The following is a 22825-nucleotide window of genomic DNA, read 5'->3' on the forward strand; positions in this document are numbered from 1 at the left end:
GGGGAGGGTTTGTGCCCCTATGGGTTAATGGTTCCAGGAGAACTCGGTGGCGTTCATGAGTGTCCAGTAGAGGTCGGACATGGCGTTGCTGCGGGCCTGGAGGCTGCGGGCAGAGGCGAGGAATCCGGTGAAGTGCCGGGCCTCCGCCGGGGTGGGGCGGCGGGTGAAGATGGAGAGGTAGGCGGCCTCGACGGCGGAGGCGGTGTCAGGGGCGAGCATGCTGATGCGGGTGCTGGCGTTGATGAAGGGATTTCCGGAGGTGTTGTTGGTGATCATGTTTCCATTCATGAGCAGCAGGCGCTGAGGAATGGTGCCGCCGGAGTCTTCGAAATTGTCCTCGCCGGAGTCGCCGTAGCGTTTGACGAAGTTGGCGACGTCGAGGTCGCGTTTGATGCGGAAGAGAACGTGGGTGTCGGAGTCGATGGTGCTGAGGGAGGCGGCCTGGATGACGCTGCCGGCCATCTGCTCGGGACGGAGGCGGGTGACGGGAAAGGCGGCCCAGGCGTTTTCCGCTGCGGTGGTGACGGGATGACCGGGGTCCGCCGACTGGCTGGACATCTGGAAGGCACGGGTGCTGACGATGACGCGGATGAGGCGATGGAGGTCGTAGCGGTGCGCGGTGAAGTCATCGGCGAGAAGTTCCATGCCTGGAGGGAATGGGCCATCGAGGGGGATTTCATCCACGGGGGAGACCAAGGGACGATTGAAGAGGAGTGCCCACATGCGGTTCACGATGCTGCGAGCGAAGGCTTTGTTTTCTTTGGCGGTGACCCAGGCGGCGAGTCTGGCGCGGGGCTCTCCTTTGGCGGGCAGCAGCTCGGGCTTCCAAGGCACGAGGGGGGAGACCTTGGCCTCCTCGGTCTGGCCGAGGTAGCGGACTTTGTAGCTGAGCTTGGGGTCGTCGCGGAGGCCGTTGAGTGAAAAGTCGGCCTGACCGAAGAAGGCGGCTAGCTGATGGAAATCGGTCTGCTTCCAGGTGCTGCCGAGCTTGCCGTCGTGACACTGGACGCAGTCGATGCGGACGCCGAGGAAGGCGCGGCTGACTTTGGCGGCGAGCTTGACCTCGTCGGGGCCTTTGTTGTTTTCGCGGGTGACTGAGACGAAGTTGACTTCTGGGTTGGTGGTCCAGATGCCGTGAGAGTCGATCAAGGAACGGGCGATCTGATCGTAGGGGCGGTTTTGCTGGATGGCATCGCTGAGCCACTCGACGAGGCGACGGCGGCGATAGATGAGGAGCTGGCCGTTTTCGATGCCGACGTACACGCGTGCGAGGCGCTCGGCGAGGTAGTTGCTGGTGCGGCGGTCGGAGAGCAGGCGGGAAAGCCACCACTGGGGCAGGTCCGGCTGTTTCAATGCCTCCAGCATGCGGATTTCCTCAAGGGAAGGAATGCTGCCGGTGAGCGCGAGTGAGAGCCGCCTGACGATGGTGAGATCGTCCGCCCTGGCGACGGGCTGGAGCTGCTTCTGCGCCCAGTCCTTGGCGAACTCTGCGTCCACCTTGGCGGCTGCGAGCTGGACGTCTGGCGGGGTGACTTTGGAGAGACGTGAGATACTGCCGGACACCTGCAGCGGAGGTGCGAGGAGCTCTGCGACGCCCCAGCAGACACCCAAAGCCAGCGCACCGAGGATGACGGCATTGCGCAGCCAGAGCAGCCAGCTGGGGGTGGAGGAAACGGAGTTCATGAGGGGGCTTTTGAAGCGAACCCTTATCTAACACACAGGGTTATCTTTGGTTTCTCCAGGAAATTTGCAACTATCTGTGCTCCCAGCGCTTTCATAGCCGCACTATCATGTCCGAGCTCACGCTGCCGCCTGTCACGCTTTTGTCCTCTTCGCCACAGCCATTGGCTGATGGTGGGGCAAAGGGGAGCATGATTGAGGAGGCTGAGAGAAAAGGACCGGACCGGCTGGATGCGGAACTGCAGAACGGAGGCGGGCAGGAGTGCCCGCGCTCCCTTCAGAGCGGTGGACCGCTGGCGGTGAAGGGCGGGAATGACAGCAGTACAGTGGCGGAGCCGATGGTGAAGCGGCGGGGCTTTTTTGAGAAGGTGGGGGCGGGACTGGAGTGGGTGTTTGGCTTTGTGGCGCTGCTGGTGCTGGTGGCGGGGTGCTCGGTGGTGCCGGTGCTGAATTTTCTGAGCCTGGGGTATCTGCTGCAGGCGAGCGGGACGGTGGCGAGGACGGGACGATTCCGGGATGGGTTCATCGGCGTGCGGAAGGCGGCGGTGCTGGGAAGCCTAACGGCGGGAACGTGGATCGTGGTGTGGCCTGCGAGGCTGGTTTCGAAGATGTGGAAGGATGCGGAACTGATCGCCCCGGGCAGCGGGGTGGCGCGAGCGTGGCATGCGGGGCTGGTGGTGGTGATCGTGATCACGCTGGCGCACCTTTCCTGGTCGTGCGTGCGCGGGGGGAAACTGCGGCATTTCCTCTGGCCGCAGCCGCTGCGCTTTGTGCGATGGTTGCGGACGGGGCAAAAGTTTGAGGGGGTGCAGAGCCGGATCACGGACTACGTGGTGGGGCTGCATCTGCCGACTTATTTCTGGCTGGGGCTGCGCGGGTTTATAGGGGCGCTGGTGTGGCTGATCGTGCCGGTGGGCATTCTGCTGGCGGCGACGCGGCTGCCGGTGGGGGGATCTGTGCTGCTGTCTCTACTGGGAGGACTGCTGCTGCTGCTGGTGGCGATTCACCTGCCGTTTCTGCAGGCGCGGTTTGCGGAGAGCGGGCGGTTTGGTGCGATGTTTGAGCTGCGCGAGGTGCGGCGGCTGTTTCTACGGGCACCGCTGGCGTTTTGGTTTTCGCTGCTCATCACGCTGCTGTTTGCGATGCCGCTGTATCTTCTGAAGATCGAGCTGACGCCGAAGGAGCTGGCGTGGCTGCCGAGCCTGCTGTTTGTGACTTTCATTTTTCCTGCGCGCGTGCTGACGGGGTGGGCGATGAGCCGGGCGATGAGGCATGAGCAGCCGAGGCACTGGTTTGCACGATGGACGGCGAGGCTGGGGATGGTGCCGGTGGCGGTAGCGTACACGGTGTTTGTGTACTTCATGCCGTATGTGTCATGGAACGGGGCGTGGAGCCTTCTGGAGCAGCATGCGTTTCTGGTGCCGGCACCGCTGATGGCGCTGTAGGGGGAGTTTCCGGTCTAGAGAACGTGGGGACGTTCGGTTTTGCCGCAGAGGGGCGATGAGGCAGAGGGGGCGGAGGTGAAGAGTGGGTATATGAGTTTGGTTGCTGCTAGGGTGGTGTGGAGTTGGTGAGGTGGTGGAAGATTGGCGCTGCTGAGTGTCATCTATGACCGTCATGCCTCCGAATGAGCTGGGTCAGTCGGGTGTCAGTGTGTTTGCGGCGCGTTGATCGACAGACAGCAACTGTGTTACGACGCAAGTGTGAAGTTGGGTTGGGTGAGGAGTTTGTTGAGCACGCAGAGGATTTTGCGCATGAGAGCTGTGATGGCGACCTTCGCAGGTTTGCCGCGTTGACGTAGACGTTTGTAGTGTTCTTTGAGGATGGGGTTGTGGCTCAGGGAGCAGATGGCCGTCATGTAGAGCACGCGCCTGACTCTCCAGCGACCACCCTGGATGTGGCGCTGGCCCTTCATCGGACCGCTGTCATAGGGATGCGGTGCAAGGCCTGCCAGAGCGCAGATGCGAGCGTCGCTGTGCAGGCCGAGTTCCGGCATCAAGGCCAGCAAGGTGGCGCTGGTGACCGTGCCGACCCCGGGCAGCTGCTGCATGCGCTGAGACCGCTCCCGCAGTTCCGCTGAGTTCACCAGGACGGCCATGTTCTTTTCCAGTGCCTTGATCTGCTGCTCCATGAAGTCCATGAGCTGCCTGGCCTGAGTTTTGAGCGCATCATTTTGCAGCTGCTGGTGCTGGACCTGCTGGGTGGCATGCACGGCGACAAGCTGTTCGCGGCGGCTGACAAGGCTTTGCAGCTCCAGCATCTGTTCCGAAGGCAGCACGTCAGGCTGCGGTGAGAGCCCCTGGCCAAAGAGAACCAGCAGCTGCGCATCCAATGCGTCAGTCTTGGCCAGGCGACCATTGGCCCGTGCGTAGTGGCGCACCTTGGCGGGATTGACACGGCTGACTTTCACGGCGGCTTTGAGCAGAGTGATCCACAGCGCATGCTCGCAGGCACCGCTGGCCTCTACGATGACGTGGGCGTTGGCAGGGAGGCTGTGCAGCAGCCGCTGGTGGCCTGCTGGAGTGTTAGGCACCTGCTTGAGCCGGGATAGTCCGGCGAGATCGAGATGCTTGGCGCTGACATCAACGCCGACGTAGACAACGGACGGGGGATGGACATCATTCATGACGATGGATGGGATGGATGGTTATGAGGACTCTTCCTTGCCAATGCGAGCTTCTCCACGGGACCAAGGTCAAGCGGAGGCTCTTTCAACTGTTCGAGTTACCGTCTGTTCTGGCGTCCCGGGTGCTTTGCTGTCCGACGGCCTCCAAGGGCCTTGAGTGCCCGCAGGCTCCCCGGAACGCTCTGCGGCAGGTTGGTGTAAAGGGCCAGCCTGCCGCAGCATCCAGCCTGCGGCCAGCTTAGCCGCAATCACGATTGCAGAACAACCCCATCATACAAGGAGTGCCCGTCGTACTTCACGGGCTGGCTGTCATGGGTGTAGTGAGAGCTGTGGATGGAGGAACGAGATGGGAGCCGCACTCGGAGAGTGCGGACCCCGCCGCGCAGGGCTGGAATGGCGGCGGTGTGGGAAAAAGTGATGGAGGAGTGAATCGGGGCTTGTGAGGGATGTGGCATGCGGCATTCGTCAGGGCCCGATGAACTGGCTTACTGAACACACGCTCCTGCCCGCAGACACCTGGCAACTTGTGCTGGCGGCGCTGGGGGCGATGTGCATCGGGATGTCGAAGGCGGGGCTGTCGGGGACGTCGACGCTGAATGTAGTGCTGATGGCGCAGATCTTTGGGGCGAAGCAGTCGGTGGGGGTGATCCTGCCGATGCTGATCGCGGCGGATTTCATGGGGTTCATCATCAACCGCAAGGGGGGGAGCTGGCGGCGGATCGTGCCGATGGTGCCGCCGGCGATTGCGGGGGTGGTGGTGGGGTGGCTGCTGCTGGGGAAGTTTGACAACTCGATGGCGCGCATTGTGATCGGGTGGATCATCATTGTGCTGCTGGTCTTTAACTACGTGCTGAACAAGAGGCGGCAGGATTTTCTGGCGCTGACAGAGCACAAGGTCTTCACGTGGTCGATGGGGTTTCTGGCCGGGGTGGTGACGATGCTGGCGAATGCGGCGGGGCCGGTGATGACGGTGTACCTGCTGGCGCAGCACCTGGAGAAGAAGGAGTACCTGGGGGTGTTCAGCCGGTTCTTTCTTTTCATCAATCTGTTCAAGGTGCCGTTCAGCACGGATCTGGGGATCATCAATGGGAGGTCGCTGATGACGAATGTGACACTGATGCCGTGCGTGGTGGTGGGGGTCGTGATTGGGTGGTGGATTTTGAAGCGGCTGCCGCAGAAGGTGTTTGAGAATGTGCTGTTCTGGCTGACGGCGTTTGCGGCGGTGTGGCTGATTCGGGGGTGAGGGGGGAGTTGACCGTTGTTTACGATTGTTGACGGTTGTTGGCCGGAGGTGTGGGAGTGGAGAGGGTGATGGGGCGAATGAGAGATTTGGAGGCAGCGAATGGTGAGGCGAGGGCGATGGGTGTTTGCGGAGCAGATGCGTGGCGGGACGCAGTGCAGACGCTGCTGGGGCCTGGTGTGGGGTGGCGAAGCGCTGGGTTTGCTTCCCCGGGTGTTTGTACGGTTGACCCAGGGCTTGTCGCTGCGCGACTGCTCCCTGGGCTGAATCCGACGCCCCTTTGGGGCTGATGAGCAGCGAATTAGAGAGCTAGAGGTTGTTTACGATCGTTGACGGTTGTTGGCCGGAGGTGTGGGAGTGGAGAGGGTGATGGGGCGAATGAGAGATTTGGAGGCAGCGAATGGTGAGGCGAGGGCGATGGGTGTTTGCGGAGCAGATGCGTGGCGGGACGCAGTGCAGACGCTGCTGGGGCCTGGTGTGGGGTGGCGAAGCGCTGGGTTTGCTTCCCCGGGTGTTTGTACGGTTGACCCAGGGCTTGTCGCTGCGCGACTGCTCCCTGGGCTGAATCCGACGCCCCTTTGGGGCTGATGAGCAGAGAGAGGGCTAAAAGTGGTTTACGACTATTTGACGGAGGCGTGTGGGATGCTGGCATGCCTCCGGTATGCGATCTTGGGTGAGGGAGAGGTGTGAGCTTTCCAGGGGGCTGCGCCCTCCTGGCTACCTGCTGGGATTCCCTTGGGGGATCAGCTGGAGGAATGATGCAGCGTGTGTAGAGGGCGAGGATCCAGACGACCTATGGAATGAGCGGTTCACGCCGCGCTGGGCTGCGGCGATGTGACAGAGAGTGATCGAAACCTACCGGGCAATTCTGCCAGTCATCCTTTTTGCAATCGTTTCACCATGATCAACACTACCGCAGATATGCAGGGGGATACCAGCAACAGCAAAACCACGCCTGCGGCATCGCCACCAAGAACAGAAGGCAGGAACGGCAGAATGCCCAGTACAGGCAGTGATATGACAAGTGATGCGAAGGCGAGCCATTTGGCGAACGAGCGTCGGCGCGGCCACCCAAGCAACAGAGCGGAAAGCAAGGCCATTGGAACTGAGAGAAGGTACACTTTGCCTAGCAACATCATGAATTGGGAGGCCGCATGGGCGAGCAGGTGCATCAGAAAACGGCTGGCGGTTGAGTTGAGACTGAGGGCGACGCAGACTTTGTGTCAAGACAAGCGAGCTGCGATGGAGGCACATTTGGCGGATTAATAATTTGTGGAGGGTCTTGTCAGGGGGGGAGTCCGCAATAGGCTTTGGGCTCCCATGAAGCCTGTATTGTTTGCCCTGCTCTTTTCGTCGCTCGCGTCTGCTGCTGATTTTCCTGCGCTGTATAACAGTGATCCGGGGAATCCGCAGCCGACGCCGGCTGGGGAGGCGCTGAAGATGCTGAAGGTGCCGGAGGGATTTAAGGCGACGCTGTTTGCGGCGGAGCCGGATGTGCAGAATCCGGTGGGGATGAGCTGGGACACGCGTGGCCGCATGTGGGTGGCGGAGAACTACACGTATGCGGAGCGGACGAAGCGCTTTGACCTGAGCCTGAAGGACCGCGTCATTATCCTCGAAGACAAGGACTGGGACGGTGTGGCGGAGACGCGGAAGGTCTTTACCGAGGATGTGCAGATGCTGACGAGCGTGGAGGTGGGACGCGACGGGGTGTGGCTGATGTGCCCGCCGCAGGTGCTCTTCATCGCGGACCGGAATCATGACGATGTGCCGGATGGCGAGCCAGAGGTGGTGCTGGATGGGTTTACGGTGGCAAAGGACAACTACCACAACTTTGCCAACGGGCTGCGCCTGGCGCCCGATGGATGGCTGTATGGACGCTGCGGGCACTCTTGCCCAGGGAAGCTGGGTGTGCCGGGAACGGCGGAGGAGAAGCGTGTGCCGATGAAGGGCGGGATCTGGCGCTACCACCCGGAGAAGAAAGTGGTGGAGGTGCTGACGCATGGGACGACGAACCCGTGGGGGCATGACTGGGATGCGAACGGGGAGATGTTTTTCATCAACACGGTGACGGGGCATCTGTGGCACCTGATCCACGGGGCGCACCTGATGGACTCGAGCAATGCGAACCCGTATGTGTATGAGAAGCTGGACACGATCGCGGATCACTACCACTACGACCGGAGCGGGAGCTGGACGGCATCGCGCGATGGGAAGGCGAACAGCCTGGGCGGCGGGCATGCGCACATCGGGATGATGATTTATCAAGCGGAGCAGTGGCCGAAGGAGTACCAAGGGAAGCTTTTCACGCTGAACATGCATGGCCGCCGCGCAAATGTGGAGCGGCTGGAGCGCAACGGGAGCGGGTATGTGGGCAAGCATGAGCCGGATGTGTTTCTGAGCGATGATCCGTGGTTCCGGGGAATTGAGATCAGCACGGGGCCGGATGGCAGCGGGTTCATCCTGGACTGGAGTGACACGGGCGAGTGCCATGAGTCCACAGGGGTGCACCGCACGAGCGGGCGCATTTTCCGCGTGAGCCATGGTGAGGCAAAGAAGGCGGAGGTGCCGTTTGCGTGGAAGAAGGCGTGGCCTAAGGCGGACCTGAACTCGGCCGACGAGCATGCGCGTGCGCTGGCGATCCGTGAGCTGACGCAGTTCTCGCCGCTGGATGCGATTCCGGGGCCGATGGAAGGAGCGGTTTATCCGGAGCTGGGATTTGATGCGGTGAAGATGGCGCGGGAGGAGAAGTCGAGCTTTGTGAGGCTGACGCTGGCGAGCACGCTGCAGCGGCTGCCGGTGAGCAAGCGCGCGGAGCTGGGAGCGGCGCTGCTGGCACATGCGGAGGACGCGAACGACCCCTTCCTGCCGTATCTGGTATGGTATGGCATTTCGCCGCTGGCAAAGCAGGACCCGATGGCGCTGGTGAAGCTGGCGAAGGAGTGCATGTGGCCGAAGACGCTGAAGTGGATGACGCGGAGCCTGGCGACACAGCCGGAGGCACTGAATGCGCTGCTGGCGGGTGCGAAGGCGGAGCAGGCGGGGATGATTCTTGAGGGGATGGCGGAGGCATTTAAGGGGATACGGAAGGCGGCGAAGCCGGAGGCGTGGGATGGATTTGCCAGCACGGCGGGCAAGGCGGAGGCGGACAGGAAGCTCGTGCAGGAGCTGAGCATCCTGTTTGGCGATGGAAGGGCGCTGGATGATGTGAAGAAGATGGCGCTGGATGAGAAGGCGGATCTGGCGGCGCGAGAGGCTGCGCTGAAGACGCTGATCGAGAACAAGCCGGATGATCTGCGCGCGATCTGCACGCAGCTGCTGGAGGTGCGGGGGCTGAATGTGACGGCAGTGCGCGGGCTGGCGCTGTTTGATGATCCGGAGATCGGCACGAGGCTGGCGGCGAGCTACAAGAAATTTGCACCAGCGGAGCGGACGACGGTGATCGACACGCTGGTGTCGCGCCCGGCTTTTGCGAGGGCGCTGCTGAAGGACATGTCGGCGGGCAAGATCCCAAGAGCGGACTTGAGCGCGTTCCATGCGCGGCAGATCGCGGCGTTTAAAGATGAGGCGCTGAGCAAGGAGCTGGTGGAGGCGTGGGGCGAGCTGCGGGAGTCGGCTGCGGACAAAAAGGAGCTGATCGAGAAGGTGAAGAAGCAGCTGACGCCAGCGACGCTGGCGAAGGCGAACCTGAGCCAGGGGCGAATGCTCTTCACGGCGATCTGCGGATCGTGCCACATGATGTATGGGCAGGGCGGGAAGATCGGGCCTGACCTGACGGGATCTGGACGTGCGAATCTGGACTATCTGCTGGAGAACATTGCGGACCCGAGCGGGGTGGTGAGCGCGGACTACCGCATGAGCCTGCTGACGCACAAGGACGGGCGAGTGCTGAGCGGGGTGGTGACGGAGTCGAATGCGCGCACGATCACGCTGCGGACGATGACGGAGACGATGACGCTGGACCGTGCGGACATCACCAAGCAGGAGGCGTCGCCGCTTTCCATGATGCCGGAGGGTCTGCTGCTGGCCTTTGGCCCGGAGCAGGTGCGCGATCTGATTGCCTACCTGATGCATCCGGTGCAGGTTCCGCTGCCTAAAGCGCCATGAGTGCCTCTCCGAACAAAAAATTTCAGTTTGGCCCCGGGTGGCTGCTGTTCTTTGGCATGATCTTCATCCTGGGCTTCAACAAGAACAGCCGTGAAGTGGTGAAGGTGCTCATGGAGCGCCTGACGTCTGAATCGAAAAAGGTGAACAGCCAGCTGGAGGTGATGAAATCGGCCCTGGAGAAGAAGCAGGAGGGCAAGTGAGGCCGGATCATTTGCTCAGATGAATTTAAGACAATCTTTGTTTGGCAGCAGGCTCCACGGCTGCTGTATTTACCCCCATGTCAAAAGGAACACTCCTCATCACCGGCGGCGCAGGTTACATCGGCTCGCACACCGTGCGTCATTTGCTGGAACAAAACGAACGTGTGGTGGTGCTGGACAACCTTGTCTTCGGACATCGTGAGGCGCTGCCCCTGGACCGGGTGAGCTTTGTGGAAGGAGACATGGCCGACGCCGCGCTGCTGGAGAAAGTTTTCTCGGAGCACCAGCCGGAGGCAGTGCTGCATTTCGCGGCGTTTGCGTACGTGGGGGAATCGGTGACTGATCCCCTGAAGTATTACCGGAACAATCTTGCCGCACCGCTGACGCTTCTTGAAGCCATGCAGCGCCACGGGTGCAAACGTTTCATTTTTTCGTCCACCTGCGCAACGTATGGCGACCCGGTGAGAATCCCGATCGATGAAACACATCCGCAAGCGCCGGTGAATCCGTATGGTGCGAGCAAGTGGATGCTGGAGCGAGTGCTGCGCGACTGCGGCCATGCGTGGGGGCTGAAAAGTGTGTTTCTGAGATACTTCAATGCGAGCGGATGCCATCCGAGCGGTGAGATTGGTGAAGATCACAATCCTGAGACGCATCTGATCCCGCGAATTTTGATGGCGGCGACGGGGGAGATCGAAAACATCACGGTGTTTGGCACCGACTATGCGACGCCTGATGGCACGTGCATTCGCGATTACATCCATGTGTGTGATCTGGCCTCAGCCCATGCGCTGGCATTGAGCTATCTGAGAAAAGGCGGTGAAACAGTCGCGGTCAATCTGGGCACGGGAAGAGGGTTCAGTGTGAAGGAAATCATCACGACGGCGGAAGAGGTGACGGGGAAGAAAATTCCTGTGAGTTTTGGGCCGCGCCGTGCGGGAGACCCCTCAGAGCTCATCGCAGAGCCTAAATTGGCTAAAGAAATTATTCAGTGGGAAGCGCTTCACAAAGACCCGCGGGAGCACATCGAGTCTGCATGGAAATGGATGAGCGGAGAGCGGCATGGACGGTATTCTGCTTGATTCTCAAGGATTCAAGCTGCCGGTGATCGCGCCTCCCGCGACACCGCCAAGCAGCACAAGAATTAGGCATTTAGCCTAAACTTGTAAAACATTTATTCAGCCAGGACGATTCATATCGTTTTGCGAGAGTGTATTGACTCATACGTGAGATGAGCGAATGGAAGGGCATGTGCATCTCACTGTTTGAACGGTCTTCCCTTAAGACTGTCACACTATAGATGCATCGAGTGTCACATTTATAATGAGAACTTTCGGTCATTGGGTTGTCTGCATGATTGCGTGTCTTAGTGGCACGCTGATCCGTGCTGTTGAACTGACCGGGCCAGTGCAGACGACAACCACTGAGAGCACCGCCACCATCCAGTGGCGCACCGATGTGGAATGCGGCACGCGACTGCAATACGGGCAGACCGCTGCGGCGCTTGACCGCAAGGCGGAAGGTGCGGTGACGCGGGAGCATACGATCAAGCTGGAAGCCCTGACTCCGGCCACCACGTATTACTTCAGCGTCGGCAGCGCTCGGACGCGACTGGCGGGAGGGTCCTTCACCACTGCAGGAGCTGCGGCGGCGACTGCAACGCCCCAGCCTTCGCTGGTGCGTCGTGTGCTGGATGTCATCGCCCCGGGGAAAAAGGACAGGGAGCAGACGGACGCCGCGGCAAAAGCTCCGAGTGCCCGCGAGACGTGGGGACACCTGGACTCACTGCAGGATCACTATGACCGCCATGGGCGCGACTTCGGGAGCAAATCGCCGGAAGAGTACGCGGCCCAGGCGTGGCGATTTCTCCAGCGTGCCCGCACTGAGGATCTGCCGATGAAGCTGGACCGCACAGACGGAACGCTGCGCGTCTTTGATCCGGCGACGGGCGTATTTGGTGCATACAACAACGCCGGCAGGACCAAGACTTTTTTCAAGCCTGGCAGTGTCAGCTACTGGCAACGCCAGCCCGGGCAAACAGTGAAGGCAACCCATCTTCGCTTTTTCGAACGCTGACCAAAGCCCTGCGAAAATTCCAAACAACCAACCATGAAAACAAACCCCAACTTCTGCCCCGTCTGCGGCTATGACAAGCTCGCAGAGCCGCCACGCAACCGCACCGGGGGCGCATCGATGGAAATCTGCGCGTGCTGCGGATTCCAGTTTGGCGTCACTGACGACGACAAGGGCGTCAGCTACGATGATTTCCGCCAGCAGTGGATCGCCGGCGGGATGGTCTGGACCAGCGCCGCAAAGAAGGCCCCCAAGGGCTGGAATCCGCAGACGCAGCTGGGATCACTGGCCCTGCGTGCCACGCTGAGCCGTGTGAAGGGCCGCCCGCCACGCATGGCCTTGATGGTGTAGGCTCAGGCAGCGCCTTTGAGCAGGCTGAGGGCATGCACGCGCGCGCTCTCGGCACTGCCGCCAAGCATGCGTGCGAGCTCATTGACACGCTGCTCGTCGCTGACGGGCTGGATCTGTGAGCGGGTGGTGTTGCCAGTGATTTCCTTGGTGACGACGAAGTGGCTTTGCGCGAGCGAGGCGACCTGCGGGAAGTGCGTGATGGCGATGACCTGATGCGTGGCCCCCAGAGCGGCCATCTTGCGGCCGACAGCCTCGGCAATATTGCCGCCGACATTGGCGTCGATTTCATCAAAGACGAGGAGGGGAACCGCGTCCTGCTTGGCGAGGGCGCTTTTCACGGCGAGAAGCACGCGGGACATTTCGCCGCTGGAGGCGGTGAGGCGGAGGGGTTTGGAGGGTTCGCCGGGATTGGGCGCGAAGTGGAAGTCCACTTCTTCGAGGCCGTTGCGCTCGGGAGCAGGCAAAACTGCGAGCTGTGCCTCGAAAACGCTGCGCTTGAAGCCGAGGTCTGCGAGGTGTGTGGCGACTTCCTTGGCGAGTTTGGGGGCGGCATCGGTGCGCTTCTTTGAGAGCTGTTTGCCGAGCTTGAGGACATCGGCTTCGCGTTCTTTGACGAGCTGCTGCAGTCTGGCAATCTCCTCGCCGCGGTTTTCCATTTTGGCGAGCTTGCGCTCGGTTTCGGCGAGGAACTCGAGTATCTCGGCGATGGTGCGGCCGTATTTGCGCTTGAGGGTCTGGATGGTGTGGATGCGGCTTTCGAGCTTGTCCAGCTCAGCGCCGTCGATTTCCAGATCGTCTGCGTAGTCCTGCACGCTGCTTTCCAACTCGGTCAGTTCGATTTGAGCCGACTTGAAGCCTTCAAACATGGTGGCGGTGGCGGGGTCGATTTTTTCCAGCTCGTGGATGCTGCGGCCGAGCTCGCGGAGGCCGTCGATGATGCTGCCCTCTCCCTCGCTGAGGCGGCTGGTGATGCTGCCGCAGAGCTCGGCGAGGCGTGCGCCGTTGGCGGCGATGCGGTGGCGGGCTTCGATCTCCTCCTCCTCGCCGGGTTTGAGGTTGGCGGCGGCGATCTCGTTGGCCTGGAATTTGAGCATGTCGATCTGCTGGCTGCTGGCGCGCTCGGAGTTTTCGAGTTCATCGAGCTCGGTGGCTGCGGTGCGCCAGAGCTTCCAGGCGGCCTGGTATTTGCCCAGGAGGTCTTCGATGCCAGAGTATTTGTCGAGCATCTCGAGCTGGCGCTCGCGGGAGTTCAGCGACTGGTGATCGTGGGGGCCGTGAAGATCGACGAGGAATTCGCCGAGGCTCTTGAGCACCTGGATGGTGACGGGGGAGCAATTGACGAACTGTTTATTCGCCCCGCTGGCACTGATGGTGCGCTTGATGAGGAGCTCGCCATCCTGGCAGGGGTCGAGTCCGGCCTCTTCGAGCACGGCGTCGATGGCAGCGGTGTTTTTGAGGTGGAAGCTGGCCTCGACCGTGCAGGCGTCCTGGCCGTTGCGGATGAGGCTGCGGTCTGCGCGTTCGCCCAAAATCAGCTTCAAGGCGCCCACGATGATGGATTTACCCGCGCCGGTCTCGCCTGTGACTCCGATCAAACCGGCCGCCAAATCCCAGGTCACATCTTCAACGAGGGCCAGATTGCGGATTTTGAGGAAGGAAAGCATGGGTGGAGGGAAATGGTGGACAAATGAACATGCAACGTTCTTTTCGCATTTCAACCACCACGAGGCGATCTTCCACTCCAAGATTTGAATGCGCGCGAGAAATGTGCGGCGGACTTGTAACCGAGCTCGGCGGCGACAGCTTTCACGAGGGCATCGGGCTGACGGAGCTTGATGGCGGCCTGGGAGAGCTTGAGCCGGGTGAGGCAGGCGAGGGGTGTTTCGGTGTCGTAGCGCTGAAACAGCCGGGTGAAGTAGGCGGCGGAGACGTGGCAGGCTTTGGCGGCCTGCTCGATGCTGCTGAGCACCGGGTAATTGCGCAGGAGATGGCCACGGCAGCGGAGGTAGGTGGCGTAGGCGGGGTCGATCTTGGTGGTGGCGGACTGGCGGGAGTCTGCGCAGAGAACGAGGGCGTGCTCGAGTGCGGCGGATGCGGCCCGCAGACCGAAGCGGCCGCCGCGCAGCGCGTGGTCGATGACCTCCTCCAGCAGGGAGACCACGCGGGAGGCATCTGCAACACGGAGAACGCTGCCGGGCGGGAGATCAAGATCGCTCATCAGCCGGAGAGCGCGCTGGCCGGTGAAGTTGAAGAAGTACTTCACCATGGGGTCGTCCGCAGCGCTGCGGATGACCTGGGGCGTGGTGGAGTCGAAGATAAAGGCGTGGCCGGCCTCCAGCTCGTGTGCCTGATCTGCCAGCGTGACGCTGCCGCGCCCTTTGGAAACGAACTCAAAGGCCATGAACGGAAAGCTGCGGCGGTCCACGACGAAGTCGGGTGCGCACCACTCGCAGCCACCGCCAACGAGGCAGAGATGCATCTCGTCATGCGGGCGCTTCTCCCAGTCTGGAAGGAAAAAGCGGCGCGTACGCACGACTTGCTTGGAGAAATAGTCTGCCTGGTCGGTGGCTGGCATGGTTGGGGGACAACTTTCAAAGCCGTGAATGCGGAGATTCTTGCGAGAAAGAGTCAAGAATCGTCATGCCGTTGGCAAACATTCAACGCAGTGAGTGGTTGCCTTGAAGGCCGGTCCCGAGTCCCTTTTCAGGCATGTCCCAACCACTTAGCGGCATCATTCCCCCACTCGTCACCCCATTGCGTGATCGCGACACACTTGACTGCGCCGGTTTGGAGCGGCTGATCGAGCATCTGATCGGTGGAGGTGTCTCCGGCCTGTTCATTCTCGGGACCACAGGTGAAGGCCCGAGCCTGAGCTACCGGCTGCGCCGTGAGCTGATCGAGCGCACCTGCAAGCAGACTGCGGGACGTGTGCCGGTGCTGGTGGGGATCACGGACACTTCATTTACGGAGAGTGTGAACCTGGCCAAGCACAGCGCGGAGGCCGGAGCGACGCATGTGGTGACCGCGCCGCCCTACTACTTCCCTGCCGCGCCGCCGGAGATGCAGGAGTACATCCAGGATCTGGTGGCGGAGATGCCGCTGCCGATGTTTTTGTACAACATGCCGGGTCTGACAAAGGTGAGCTTTGAGATCGACCTGGTGCGCCGGGCGCTAGACATGCCTGGTGTCTGCGGGGTGAAGGACAGCTCCTGTGACATGATCTACTTTCACCGGCTGATTGAGGTGGCGAAACAGCGTGCGGACTGGAGCGTGCTGGTGGGGCCTGAGGAACTCACTGCGGAAGCGGTGCTGCTGGGAGGGCATGGGGGCATCAACGGTGGGGCGAATCTGAACCCGAGGCTGTATGTGGAAATGTATCAGGCGGCCGCAGCTCAAGATTTGAAGCGCACGCGCGAACTGCATGCGCAGGTGATGCAGCTGGCGGGGAGCATTTATACGGTGGGCAGGCACAAGTCCGCGATCATCAAGGGGATCAAGTGCGGGCTGTCGCTGCTGGGCATCTGCGAAGACCACATGGCGGAGCCGTTTCAGCGATTCCGTGAGCCTGAAAGGGCGATGATTCGTGAAAGGCTTGTGAAGCTGGGATTGATCTCTTAAAACCCAAACACAATGAAATTTGTCTCGCTACTCTACCTTGCCATCTTCCTGCTGATCCAATGCGATCTCCACGCACAGATACCCGGAGGTTTCAGCGTCCTTTCTCCAAGAGACAAGGAGGCGCTTGCCGCTGCGGAGTTTGCGGTGAAGACGAAGGATCCGAAGCTGAAGATGGAAGGCATCGCAAGTGCAGAAAGCCAGGTGGTGGCCGGAATGAACTTCAAGCTGGTGCTGAATGTGCTGGATGGCAGCACGCCAAAGCAGGCGGCGGTGGTGGTGTGGCACAAGCTGGACCGGACGCATGAGCTGACCTCCTGGGAATGGCTGGGAGCTGCCAAACCGCAGCCAGGAGTGCTGAAGACGGAGTACATCTATGACACAGGGCCGTACCCCTCGGTGCATGCGACGACGATCGTGGAGACGCCGACGGGGATGGTTTCGGCGTGGTTTGGCGGCACGGCGGAGAAAAATCCGGATGTGTGCATCTGGGTGTCACGACTGGTGGATGGGAAGTGGACGGAGAGTGTTGAAACGGCCAATGGCGTGCAACCGGATGGCACGCGCCACCCGACGTGGAATCCTGTGCTGTTTCAGCCGCGCAATGCTCCGCTGATGCTGTTTTACAAGGTGGGCCCCTCCCCCAGCACGTGGTGGGGTGAGCTAAAGACCTCGACGGATGGCGGCAAGACGTGGTCGGCGGCGCAGAAGCTGCCGAAGGGAATCTTTGGCCCGATCAAGAACAAGCCGGTGCAACTGCCGAATGGCGACATCCTGTGCCCGACGAGCAATGAGACTGACACCAAGCCGAGCGCGTGGGCGATCTACTTTGAGCGGACGAGCGACCTGGGCAAAACGTGGCAGCGCACGGAACTGCTGCACGACGGGCTGAAGGTGAGTGCGATCCAGCCGAGCATTCTGGAGCTGGGTGGTGAGAAGATTCAGGCCATCGGCCGGACGCGGCAGGGGAAAGTCTTCCAGATCAGCTCCAATGACCTTGGCAAGACCTGGGGTGAGATCTCGCTAACGGAACTGCCGAATCCGAATTCGGGAACGGATGCGGTGACGCTGAAGGATGGGAGGCATCTGCTGATCTACAACCATACCGCCAAAGGCCGCAGCCCGCTGAACCTGGCGGTGAGCAAGGATGGGCAGACCTGGGAAGCGGCACTTGTGCTGGAAGACGAGCCGAAGAAGGAATTCAGCTATCCGGCGATCATTCAGACGAGCGACGGGCTGGTGCACATGACATACACGTGGAAGCGCCAGAAGGCGAAGCATGTGGTGATTGATCCGGCCAAGCTGGAGCTGAAACCCATGGTCGACGGAAAGTGGCCCCAGTAATTCACCGTGCGCATGCAACCACGCCCGCTTTTAGCTTTAATCTTTGCCACGACCTGTGCGAGCCTTGCGCCCGCTGAGGAGCCGGGGCTTTCCACCCAGATTGCACAGGCATGGGATGTCACGTGGAGCCGCTTTTATCTGCCGCAGGTGCAGACGTTTGGCGACTACCTGAGCAGCTACGACAAGGGCAAGGAACAGGCGCATCTGCCGACGGCTGAAGAGGTGAAAAGGCAGTATCCGAACCCGTGTGGATACAGCACGGGCATGGAGGATGGCGCGATCCTGGGCGGGGCGATGCTGAGTGTGCTGTGCGACCGCTTTGCCGTGACAGGCGAGGAGGGACTGCGAGAGAAGGCGGCGAGTGTGTTTGCGGGGCTGAAGCTGTGCACCACTGTGCATGGGGTGCGGGGCTTTGTGGCGCGCAATGTGTGCCCGGAGGATGCGAAGAGTGTTTACATCAATTCGTCGCGTGACCAAGTGACCCACTTTGTGCATGGGCTGTGGCAGTATTACCGCAGCCCGCTGGCGGATGAGGCGATGAAGAAGGAGATCCGTGTGGTGCTGGGAGACGTGGCGGAGCGGATGCTGGCCTTTGTGACGCCGGAGAATGACTATGATTTCTGCCGTGCGGATGGGACGCGCTGCCCGCTGGGCATCTGCCGCATGTGGAATGTGCAGGCGCATGAAGCCGCAAGGCTGCCGATGATTTATGCGGCGGCATGGGATGTGACGCGTGAAGAGCGCTACCGTGAAGCCTGGAGGCGCCATGCGGCAGAGGCCATCGCGCAATCAGCCGCACCTGGCGAGAACAAGCCAGCCTATGCGCTGCTGCAGATGCAGTGCTCGCTGGAGGTGCTGCATGAACTGGAGCCGGATGCCGCGCTGAAGGCCACGATTTATGAACGGATGATGCATGTGCGCGACCTGGCGGCGAAACGTTTTGACAGCGTGCGTGCGCAGATTGGCAAAAAGAGTGCGGATGAAATGCGGATGACCGGGCCGGACTGGCGGAAAGTGCCTGAGTGGAAGAATCAAAAAGGCTACCCGAATCCGCAGTGGGGGCCGTTTCGCGAGATCTGGCACATCACGCGTGAAGCCGGGGAGTCCGCACTGATCCTTCTCATGGTCGAGCCCGGCGCGCTCTCCGCAGCGCAGCAGACCGCGCTGGCGGATCTACTGCGGCGGTTTGACTACGCGCATAATTCGAGCTGCGGGATCGTCTACCACCTGGCGGCGTACTGGAAGGCACGCCGCAATCATCTGCTGAATCCCTGAACCGCCCCTGATGAAATCTCTTTCCCTCCTCCTGGCACTGATGTGCCTGCAGCAAGCGGCGGCCGAAACGCCTGCTGCGCCTGCCACCCAAATCTGCCAGACGACAGAACTGGTGGCTGCTGAGAAATTTGACCGGCCCGAGTCCTTTGCGAAGGAAGGGCAGCCTGGCATGGATGGCTGGCGAGCAGGCATCGGCACGTGGAGCATTGTGGATGGTGCGGCGTATGCGAAGCAGGAGGGGCCGAGCAAGAACCGCCCGAACGGGCATGAGGCGGTGTGCGAGCATCTGGTGGAGCTGGGAGACTATGTGCTGACTGGTGAATTCAAACTCGGAGCCTCGCCGCAGATCGGGTTTGTGTGCCGTGACACGAACAAGCCGAACCTGCATCAGGGACGTGTCGTGATCACGCCTACGGCCATCTGGATTCAAAAGATGAGCGGGATCGCCAAGGAAACGCGCCGTGAGGAACTGACGAAGATCGAAGTGAAGCTCGATCCTGAGGCGTGGCACCGCATCACCGTCGAAGTCTGCGGTGACCGCTGGCTGGCGCGAGTAGATGATCACACTTTGGAAGCGCGGCATGAGCGCTTCAAAGACCGCAAGGGCCGGATCGGCATGGTGGCGCGCGGTGAAGGGGCGCAGTTTCGCCATCTCAGCCTGTGGAGTGCGCAGTCGAAAGGATGACCTGAAACGCGACAGAACAGAAACGCACCCTTCACCACAATTCGCTCTCATCGCATGAAAAGCTGTCTCCTTGCCACCGGCCTGTCCATGGTGCTACCGTGCCTCTACGCGGCAGAAACGGGAGATGTGCGTGACGTGCGCGTGATACGCACCGCCGAACAGGAGCCGCGGGCAGCGCTGCTGGGACAGCCGAGCCTGGCGCTGTGGAAGGATAAGCATCTGGTGGCAGCGTACCAGCTGGGCATCGCCGGAAAGACGGACATGGGGAGCATTGATGCGGTGGTGTCCACCGACGACGGACAGAGCTGGAGCATTCCGAGCACGATCTTTGACAGCACGGAGCGGCATGGGGCCATGCAATTTGGCTACTGCAATGCGGTGCTGTACAAACCACCAGGACAGGAGGTGCTGTGGTGCTTTGCGATGAGGTGCCCGCTGAACTATGCGGACAGCGAGGACTCGCACCTGGCGGCAGCGTACAGCGGTGACGGGGGGCGCTCGTGGAATCCGGTGGAGCTGGCGATGCACTACACGGGACCTCTGGTGATCCTGGGGGAGATCCGACGCATCGAGGAAGACGGGCATCCGGTGTATGTGATGCCCGCGCACCGCAACACGCGGCGTGCTGATCCGCATGGCACGAGGGAGCATTTTGTGCTTCGAAGCACCAGCCTGCTGGACTGGCACCTGGGCGGCTATGTGCCCCTGCCGAAGGGGAAAGAGGCCTTTTTACATGAAGGGCAGATCGCGGTGATGGATGCCAAGCAGGGGCGGCTGAAGATGGTGATGCGCACCTCGACGGGAGTGCCCGAGGGGAAGCTGATGGATGGAGGAGCACTGAATCCGCCGCGTGCGTGGTCCAGCAGCAGCGCGGATGGCGGGCGCACCTGGAGCGTGGCACAGGAAGAGCCGGAGCTGTGGAATACTGTTTCAGAAGCCTGGTATGGCCGCAGCGGCGATGGCAGGCTGCTGTATGTGTACAATGACGGCCCGACCTTCAGCCGAATGGCGCTGCGATACAAGGTGGGCAGCGCTGATGGCGCGTGGGGGCCGGAGCAGAACTTCTTTGATGAAGGCATTCACAATTCCTACCCCACGCTGATCGAGGTGGGGCCGGGTGAATTTCGTGCGGTGTGGGACAGCGGAGATGCCAAGCGCCACCGGCGTGCGATCCGCTTTGGCAAGCTGAGCCTGCCAGACCTGAAACCGGCGGCTCCGTGAGGAGCGGCGCGACGCAGCGCAGTTCATTCCACCTTCTTTTTTAAAGGCTTTATGACATACCCCCATCCCATCCTCCGTGCCCTCTTTGTGGCACCGATCCTGACCCTGAACGTCTTTGCCGCTGACGATGCGAAACTGGAGATCGCTGACTCCGCGAAGAAGAAAGCGGCGGCACCCACCCTCGCGCTGCCTGCGGATCAAAAACAAAATGTGATCATCTACAAGGAGCCGGGGCGCTACGGTGGCTGGCCTGCCAATCGTGGGCTGTGGCAGTGGGGAGATGAGCTGGTGGTGGGATTTACCTCCACGTGGTACAAGCAGACGACGACGGATCACCGGATCGACCGGACGAAGCCGAGCTATGAAATCCAGGCGCGTAGCGTGGATGGTGGCAAGACGTGGAAGACGGAGGAGAACCTGCCGTTTGCAGATCCCAGCAAGGAGGCGAAGCCTGCGCCGCTGACTGCGCCGTTTGATTTCACCGCACCGGATTCGGTGCTGATGTTTCGCTTTGGCAGCCTGCATGCAGGCCCCTCGTGGTTTTACACGAGCCTGGACCGCTGCAAGACATGGCAGGGGCCGTACTCGTTTGCGGTGGAGGGAGTGGACCGCATCTGCACGCGCACGGATTTGATCATTCTGGGCAAGCACGACTGCCTGATGTTTGGGAGCTGTGGCAAGAAAAACGATGGCAAGGAGGGGCGTGTGTTTTGCGCGAGGACGACGGATGGCGGAATGAGCTGGAAACTGGTGTCGCTGATCGGGCCTGAGCCGGTGGAAGGCGGGTATGCGATCATGCCTTCGTCTTTGAAGCTGAAGGATGGGACGCTGCTGACGATGATCCGGCGGTCTGATCCGAAGGTGTCGGGATTCATCGAGGCGTGGCGCAGCGCGGACATGGGCAAGACGTGGACGATGACTGGCAAGGCGGTGACCAAGATGGGAGGCAATCCACCCGCCCTGGTGCAGCTGCAGGATGGACGTGTGGCCTTCAGCTATGGCTACCGCCACAAGCCCTCGGGCATGCGGGCGTGCATCAGCGAGGATGGCGGGGTGACGTGGGGGCCGGAGATCGTGCTGCGGGAGGATGGGTTTGACGGGGATCTGGGGTATCCGCGGAGTTTGGTGAGGCCAGATGGCAGAGTGCTGACGGTGTATTATTACAATGGACCGAAGGAGGATGACCGGGCGATCGAGGGTACGTTTTGGACGGCTCCAATGGGGAAATGAGAGAGTTTTGCGGATGCTGGCCATGACAGGATGGAAGCCGCACTCGGAGAGTGCGGACCACTCCGCGCCGGGCAGTGCGGCAGGTTGGGGAAACTCGACCGCTTTTCCGCTAGGAAGGGCGATGTGGAGCGTTTGAGGTAGCACTCATGAAAACTCTTTTTTTCTCCCCGGCTACCTGCCGTGTGATTGTCGCAGCCTGTGCTGCTTTGCTGGCGTGTGATTCTGCGTTTGCGCAGAGCAAGGCACCGAGCCTGCCGGCGGGGATCAAGATGGAGAAAGACATCTCCTACGTTCCGCAGGGAGACGAGGCGCAGAAACTGGACCTTTACCTGCCTGAGAAGGCGGCGGAGAAACCGATGCCGCTGATCGTGCACATCCATGGCGGGGGGTGGATGGGAGGCAGCAAGTTTCCATGCGGGGTGGCGGGCATGGTTTTGAAGGGGTATGCTGTGGCGAGCGTGGAGTATCGCTTCAGCCAGAAGGCGAAATTTCCGGCGCAGATCCAGGACTGCCAGGCGGCGATACGCTGGCTGCGTGCGCATGCCAGGAAGTACAATCTGGATATTGAGCATGTGGGGGTGATCGGCGGCTCGGCGGGCGGGCATTTGTCGTCGCTGGTGGGCACGGCGGGCGGGAAAAATGTGTTTCCTAAAATTGGCGGGAATGAGGAGCAGTCTGACCGGGTGCAGGCGGTGTGCGACATCTTTGGGCCGTCGGATTTCAGCACGGTGGTGCAGCAGGCGGCGGAGGACAAAAATGTGAAGAACATCTTTGAGTTTAACACGCCGAAGGATCCGTATTCGGAGCTGATCGGAACGAGGCTGGATGACAAGCCGAAGTCAGAAGCCGTGAGTCCGGTGCACTACATCAGCAAGGACAACCCGCCTTTCCTGATCCTGCATGGCACGCATGACACGCTGGTGCCGTATGCGCAGAGCGTGGAGTTTGCCGACGCACTGAAGGCCCAGGGGGTGGAGACGTGGCTGCAGACGCTGCCGGGCTCCGGGCATGGCGGGCCTGCGTTTGGCAAACCTGCCGTGATCCAGCTGATGCAGAACTTTTTCGACAAACACCTCAAAGGTGCGGACGTGCCGATCGTGCTGGTGCCTGAAGCGGATGTGGCGGTGGAGGCGCCGACAAAGTAGCCTCGGTCTCTGTGAGCCATGTGCTTTGACCTT

General features: G+C 61.1%; 19 protein-coding genes. 14 read left to right on the forward strand and 5 right to left on the reverse strand.

Annotated features, from left to right (window positions below):
* Positions 1 to 24: 24 nt before the first annotated feature.
* The gene (locus ACZ5WW_RS11960; RefSeq protein WP_377170886.1) at positions 25 to 1683 is read right to left on the reverse strand and encodes a DUF1549 domain-containing protein; all 1659 of its coding nucleotides are present in this window, start codon (positions 1681 to 1683) and stop codon (positions 25 to 27) included.
* A gap of 107 nt (positions 1684 to 1790) precedes the next feature.
* Here ACZ5WW_RS11960 and ACZ5WW_RS11965 point away from each other — a divergent pair, with 107 nt between their 5' ends.
* Positions 1791 to 3125 (forward strand): DUF4013 domain-containing protein, encoded by a 1335-nt coding sequence (locus ACZ5WW_RS11965; protein WP_377170884.1) that lies wholly within the window; start codon positions 1791 to 1793, stop codon positions 3123 to 3125.
* 245 nt (positions 3126 to 3370) lie between these two features.
* On the opposite strand, the gene ACZ5WW_RS11970 is transcribed toward ACZ5WW_RS11965, so the two are convergent.
* Positions 3371 to 4306: an IS110 family RNA-guided transposase gene (locus ACZ5WW_RS11970; RefSeq protein WP_377172271.1), complete on the reverse strand. Its 936-nt coding sequence runs from the start codon at positions 4304 to 4306 to the stop codon at positions 3371 to 3373.
* Between the two features lie 475 nt (positions 4307 to 4781).
* On the opposite strand from ACZ5WW_RS11970, the gene ACZ5WW_RS11975 reads away from it, so the two are divergent.
* Positions 4782 to 5549 carry a sulfite exporter TauE/SafE family protein gene (locus tag ACZ5WW_RS11975; RefSeq protein WP_377167789.1) on the forward strand — a complete coding sequence of 256 codons (768 nt, stop codon included), beginning with the start codon at positions 4782 to 4784 and terminating at the stop codon, positions 5547 to 5549.
* A gap of 872 nt (positions 5550 to 6421) precedes the next feature.
* Here the strand turns inward: ACZ5WW_RS11975 and ACZ5WW_RS11980 are convergent.
* Complete coding sequence (locus ACZ5WW_RS11980) at positions 6422 to 6718, reverse strand: hypothetical protein (protein ID WP_377167791.1); 297 nt, start codon at positions 6716 to 6718, stop codon at positions 6422 to 6424.
* A gap of 148 nt (positions 6719 to 6866) precedes the next feature.
* On the opposite strand from ACZ5WW_RS11980, the gene ACZ5WW_RS11985 reads away from it, so the two are divergent.
* The 5 genes from ACZ5WW_RS11985 (at position 6867) to ACZ5WW_RS12005 (ending at position 12277) form a co-directional block, all read left to right on the forward strand.
* Complete coding sequence (locus tag ACZ5WW_RS11985) at positions 6867 to 9653, forward strand: PVC-type heme-binding CxxCH protein (protein ID WP_377167794.1); 2787 nt, start codon at positions 6867 to 6869, stop codon at positions 9651 to 9653.
* Complete coding sequence (locus tag ACZ5WW_RS11990; protein WP_377167797.1) at positions 9650 to 9853, forward strand: hypothetical protein; 204 nt, start codon at positions 9650 to 9652, stop codon at positions 9851 to 9853. The genes ACZ5WW_RS11985 and ACZ5WW_RS11990 overlap by 4 nt, the downstream gene beginning before the upstream one ends.
* Before the next feature lie 77 nt (positions 9854 to 9930).
* A complete protein-coding gene (gene galE, locus ACZ5WW_RS11995) occupies positions 9931 to 10935 on the forward strand; it encodes a UDP-glucose 4-epimerase GalE (RefSeq protein ID WP_377167800.1) in 1005 nt (334 codons plus the stop codon).
* 271 nt (positions 10936 to 11206) lie between these two features.
* The gene (locus ACZ5WW_RS12000; protein WP_377167803.1) at positions 11207 to 11929 is read left to right on the forward strand and encodes a fibronectin type III domain-containing protein; all 723 of its coding nucleotides are present in this window, start codon (positions 11207 to 11209) and stop codon (positions 11927 to 11929) included.
* Positions 11930 to 11962: 33 nt separating this feature from the next.
* Positions 11963 to 12277: a hypothetical protein gene (locus ACZ5WW_RS12005; protein WP_377167806.1), complete on the forward strand. Its 315-nt coding sequence runs from the start codon at positions 11963 to 11965 to the stop codon at positions 12275 to 12277.
* Between the two features lie 2 nt (positions 12278 to 12279).
* Here the strand turns inward: ACZ5WW_RS12005 and recN are convergent, their stop codons facing one another.
* Together recN and ACZ5WW_RS12015 are read right to left on the reverse strand one after the other, a co-directional pair.
* Complete coding sequence (gene recN, locus ACZ5WW_RS12010; protein WP_377167809.1) at positions 12280 to 13941, reverse strand: DNA repair protein RecN; 1662 nt, start codon at positions 13939 to 13941, stop codon at positions 12280 to 12282.
* Positions 13942 to 13991: 50 nt separating this feature from the next.
* The gene (locus ACZ5WW_RS12015) at positions 13992 to 14852 is read right to left on the reverse strand and encodes a helix-turn-helix transcriptional regulator (protein ID WP_377167812.1); all 861 of its coding nucleotides are present in this window, start codon (positions 14850 to 14852) and stop codon (positions 13992 to 13994) included.
* A gap of 134 nt (positions 14853 to 14986) precedes the next feature.
* Between ACZ5WW_RS12015 and ACZ5WW_RS12020 the strand changes: the two genes are divergently transcribed.
* The 7 genes from ACZ5WW_RS12020 (at position 14987) to ACZ5WW_RS12050 (ending at position 22792) form a co-directional block, all read left to right on the forward strand.
* Complete coding sequence (locus tag ACZ5WW_RS12020; protein ID WP_377167815.1) at positions 14987 to 15895, forward strand: dihydrodipicolinate synthase family protein; 909 nt, start codon at positions 14987 to 14989, stop codon at positions 15893 to 15895.
* Positions 15896 to 15907: 12 nt separating this feature from the next.
* Positions 15908 to 17236, forward strand: a complete 1329-nt coding sequence (locus tag ACZ5WW_RS12025) for an exo-alpha-sialidase (protein ID WP_377167818.1) — start codon at positions 15908 to 15910, stop codon at positions 17234 to 17236.
* A gap of 12 nt (positions 17237 to 17248) precedes the next feature.
* Entirely contained in the window at positions 17249 to 18511 is a 1263-nt protein-coding gene (locus tag ACZ5WW_RS12030) for a hypothetical protein (RefSeq protein ID WP_377167821.1), read from the forward strand.
* Between the two features lie 10 nt (positions 18512 to 18521).
* Positions 18522 to 19196 carry a hypothetical protein gene (locus tag ACZ5WW_RS12035; protein WP_377167824.1) on the forward strand — a complete coding sequence of 225 codons (675 nt, stop codon included), beginning with the start codon at positions 18522 to 18524 and terminating at the stop codon, positions 19194 to 19196.
* A gap of 54 nt (positions 19197 to 19250) precedes the next feature.
* Positions 19251 to 20417, forward strand: coding sequence for a sialidase family protein (locus ACZ5WW_RS12040; protein WP_377167827.1), 1167 nt, complete (start codon positions 19251 to 19253; stop codon positions 20415 to 20417).
* Between the two features lie 51 nt (positions 20418 to 20468).
* The gene (locus ACZ5WW_RS12045) at positions 20469 to 21647 is read left to right on the forward strand and encodes a sialidase family protein (RefSeq protein ID WP_377167830.1); all 1179 of its coding nucleotides are present in this window, start codon (positions 20469 to 20471) and stop codon (positions 21645 to 21647) included.
* A 146-nt stretch (positions 21648 to 21793) separates the two neighbouring features.
* Positions 21794 to 22792 (forward strand): alpha/beta hydrolase fold domain-containing protein, encoded by a 999-nt coding sequence (locus ACZ5WW_RS12050; RefSeq protein ID WP_377167833.1) that lies wholly within the window; start codon positions 21794 to 21796, stop codon positions 22790 to 22792.
* Positions 22793 to 22825: the final 33 nt, after the last annotated feature.

The organism is Prosthecobacter fluviatilis, assembly GCF_055388355.1.

Excerpts from the sequence above, each read along its gene's own strand:
- ACZ5WW_RS11960 (WP_377170886.1), bottom strand. The coding sequence starts at position 1,683 with ATGAACTCCGTTTCCTCCACCCCCAGCTGGCTGCTCTGGCTGCGCAAT.
- ACZ5WW_RS12050 (WP_377167833.1), top strand. The coding sequence starts at position 21,794 with ATGAAAACTCTTTTTTTCTCCCCGGCTACCTGCCGTGTGATTGTCGCA.
- ACZ5WW_RS12005 (WP_377167806.1), top strand. The coding sequence starts at position 11,963 with ATGAAAACAAACCCCAACTTCTGCCCCGTCTGCGGCTATGACAAGCTC.
- ACZ5WW_RS11990 (WP_377167797.1), top strand. The coding sequence starts at position 9,650 with ATGAGTGCCTCTCCGAACAAAAAATTTCAGTTTGGCCCCGGGTGGCTG.
- ACZ5WW_RS11970 (WP_377172271.1), bottom strand. The coding sequence starts at position 4,306 with ATGAATGATGTCCATCCCCCGTCCGTTGTCTACGTCGGCGTTGATGTC.
- ACZ5WW_RS12030 (WP_377167821.1), top strand. The coding sequence starts at position 17,249 with ATGCAACCACGCCCGCTTTTAGCTTTAATCTTTGCCACGACCTGTGCG.
- ACZ5WW_RS11980 (WP_377167791.1), bottom strand. The coding sequence starts at position 6,718 with ATGCACCTGCTCGCCCATGCGGCCTCCCAATTCATGATGTTGCTAGGC.
- ACZ5WW_RS12045 (WP_377167830.1), top strand. The coding sequence starts at position 20,469 with ATGACATACCCCCATCCCATCCTCCGTGCCCTCTTTGTGGCACCGATC.
- ACZ5WW_RS11965 (WP_377170884.1), top strand. The coding sequence starts at position 1,791 with ATGTCCGAGCTCACGCTGCCGCCTGTCACGCTTTTGTCCTCTTCGCCA.
- recN (WP_377167809.1), bottom strand. The coding sequence starts at position 13,941 with ATGCTTTCCTTCCTCAAAATCCGCAATCTGGCCCTCGTTGAAGATGTG.
- galE (WP_377167800.1), top strand. The coding sequence starts at position 9,931 with ATGTCAAAAGGAACACTCCTCATCACCGGCGGCGCAGGTTACATCGGC.
- ACZ5WW_RS12020 (WP_377167815.1), top strand. The coding sequence starts at position 14,987 with ATGTCCCAACCACTTAGCGGCATCATTCCCCCACTCGTCACCCCATTG.
- ACZ5WW_RS12035 (WP_377167824.1), top strand. The coding sequence starts at position 18,522 with ATGAAATCTCTTTCCCTCCTCCTGGCACTGATGTGCCTGCAGCAAGCG.
- ACZ5WW_RS12040 (WP_377167827.1), top strand. The coding sequence starts at position 19,251 with ATGAAAAGCTGTCTCCTTGCCACCGGCCTGTCCATGGTGCTACCGTGC.
- ACZ5WW_RS11975 (WP_377167789.1), top strand. The coding sequence starts at position 4,782 with ATGAACTGGCTTACTGAACACACGCTCCTGCCCGCAGACACCTGGCAA.
- ACZ5WW_RS11985 (WP_377167794.1), top strand. The coding sequence starts at position 6,867 with ATGAAGCCTGTATTGTTTGCCCTGCTCTTTTCGTCGCTCGCGTCTGCT.
- ACZ5WW_RS12000 (WP_377167803.1), top strand. The coding sequence starts at position 11,207 with ATGATTGCGTGTCTTAGTGGCACGCTGATCCGTGCTGTTGAACTGACC.
- ACZ5WW_RS12025 (WP_377167818.1), top strand. The coding sequence starts at position 15,908 with ATGAAATTTGTCTCGCTACTCTACCTTGCCATCTTCCTGCTGATCCAA.
- ACZ5WW_RS12015 (WP_377167812.1), bottom strand. The coding sequence starts at position 14,852 with ATGCCAGCCACCGACCAGGCAGACTATTTCTCCAAGCAAGTCGTGCGT.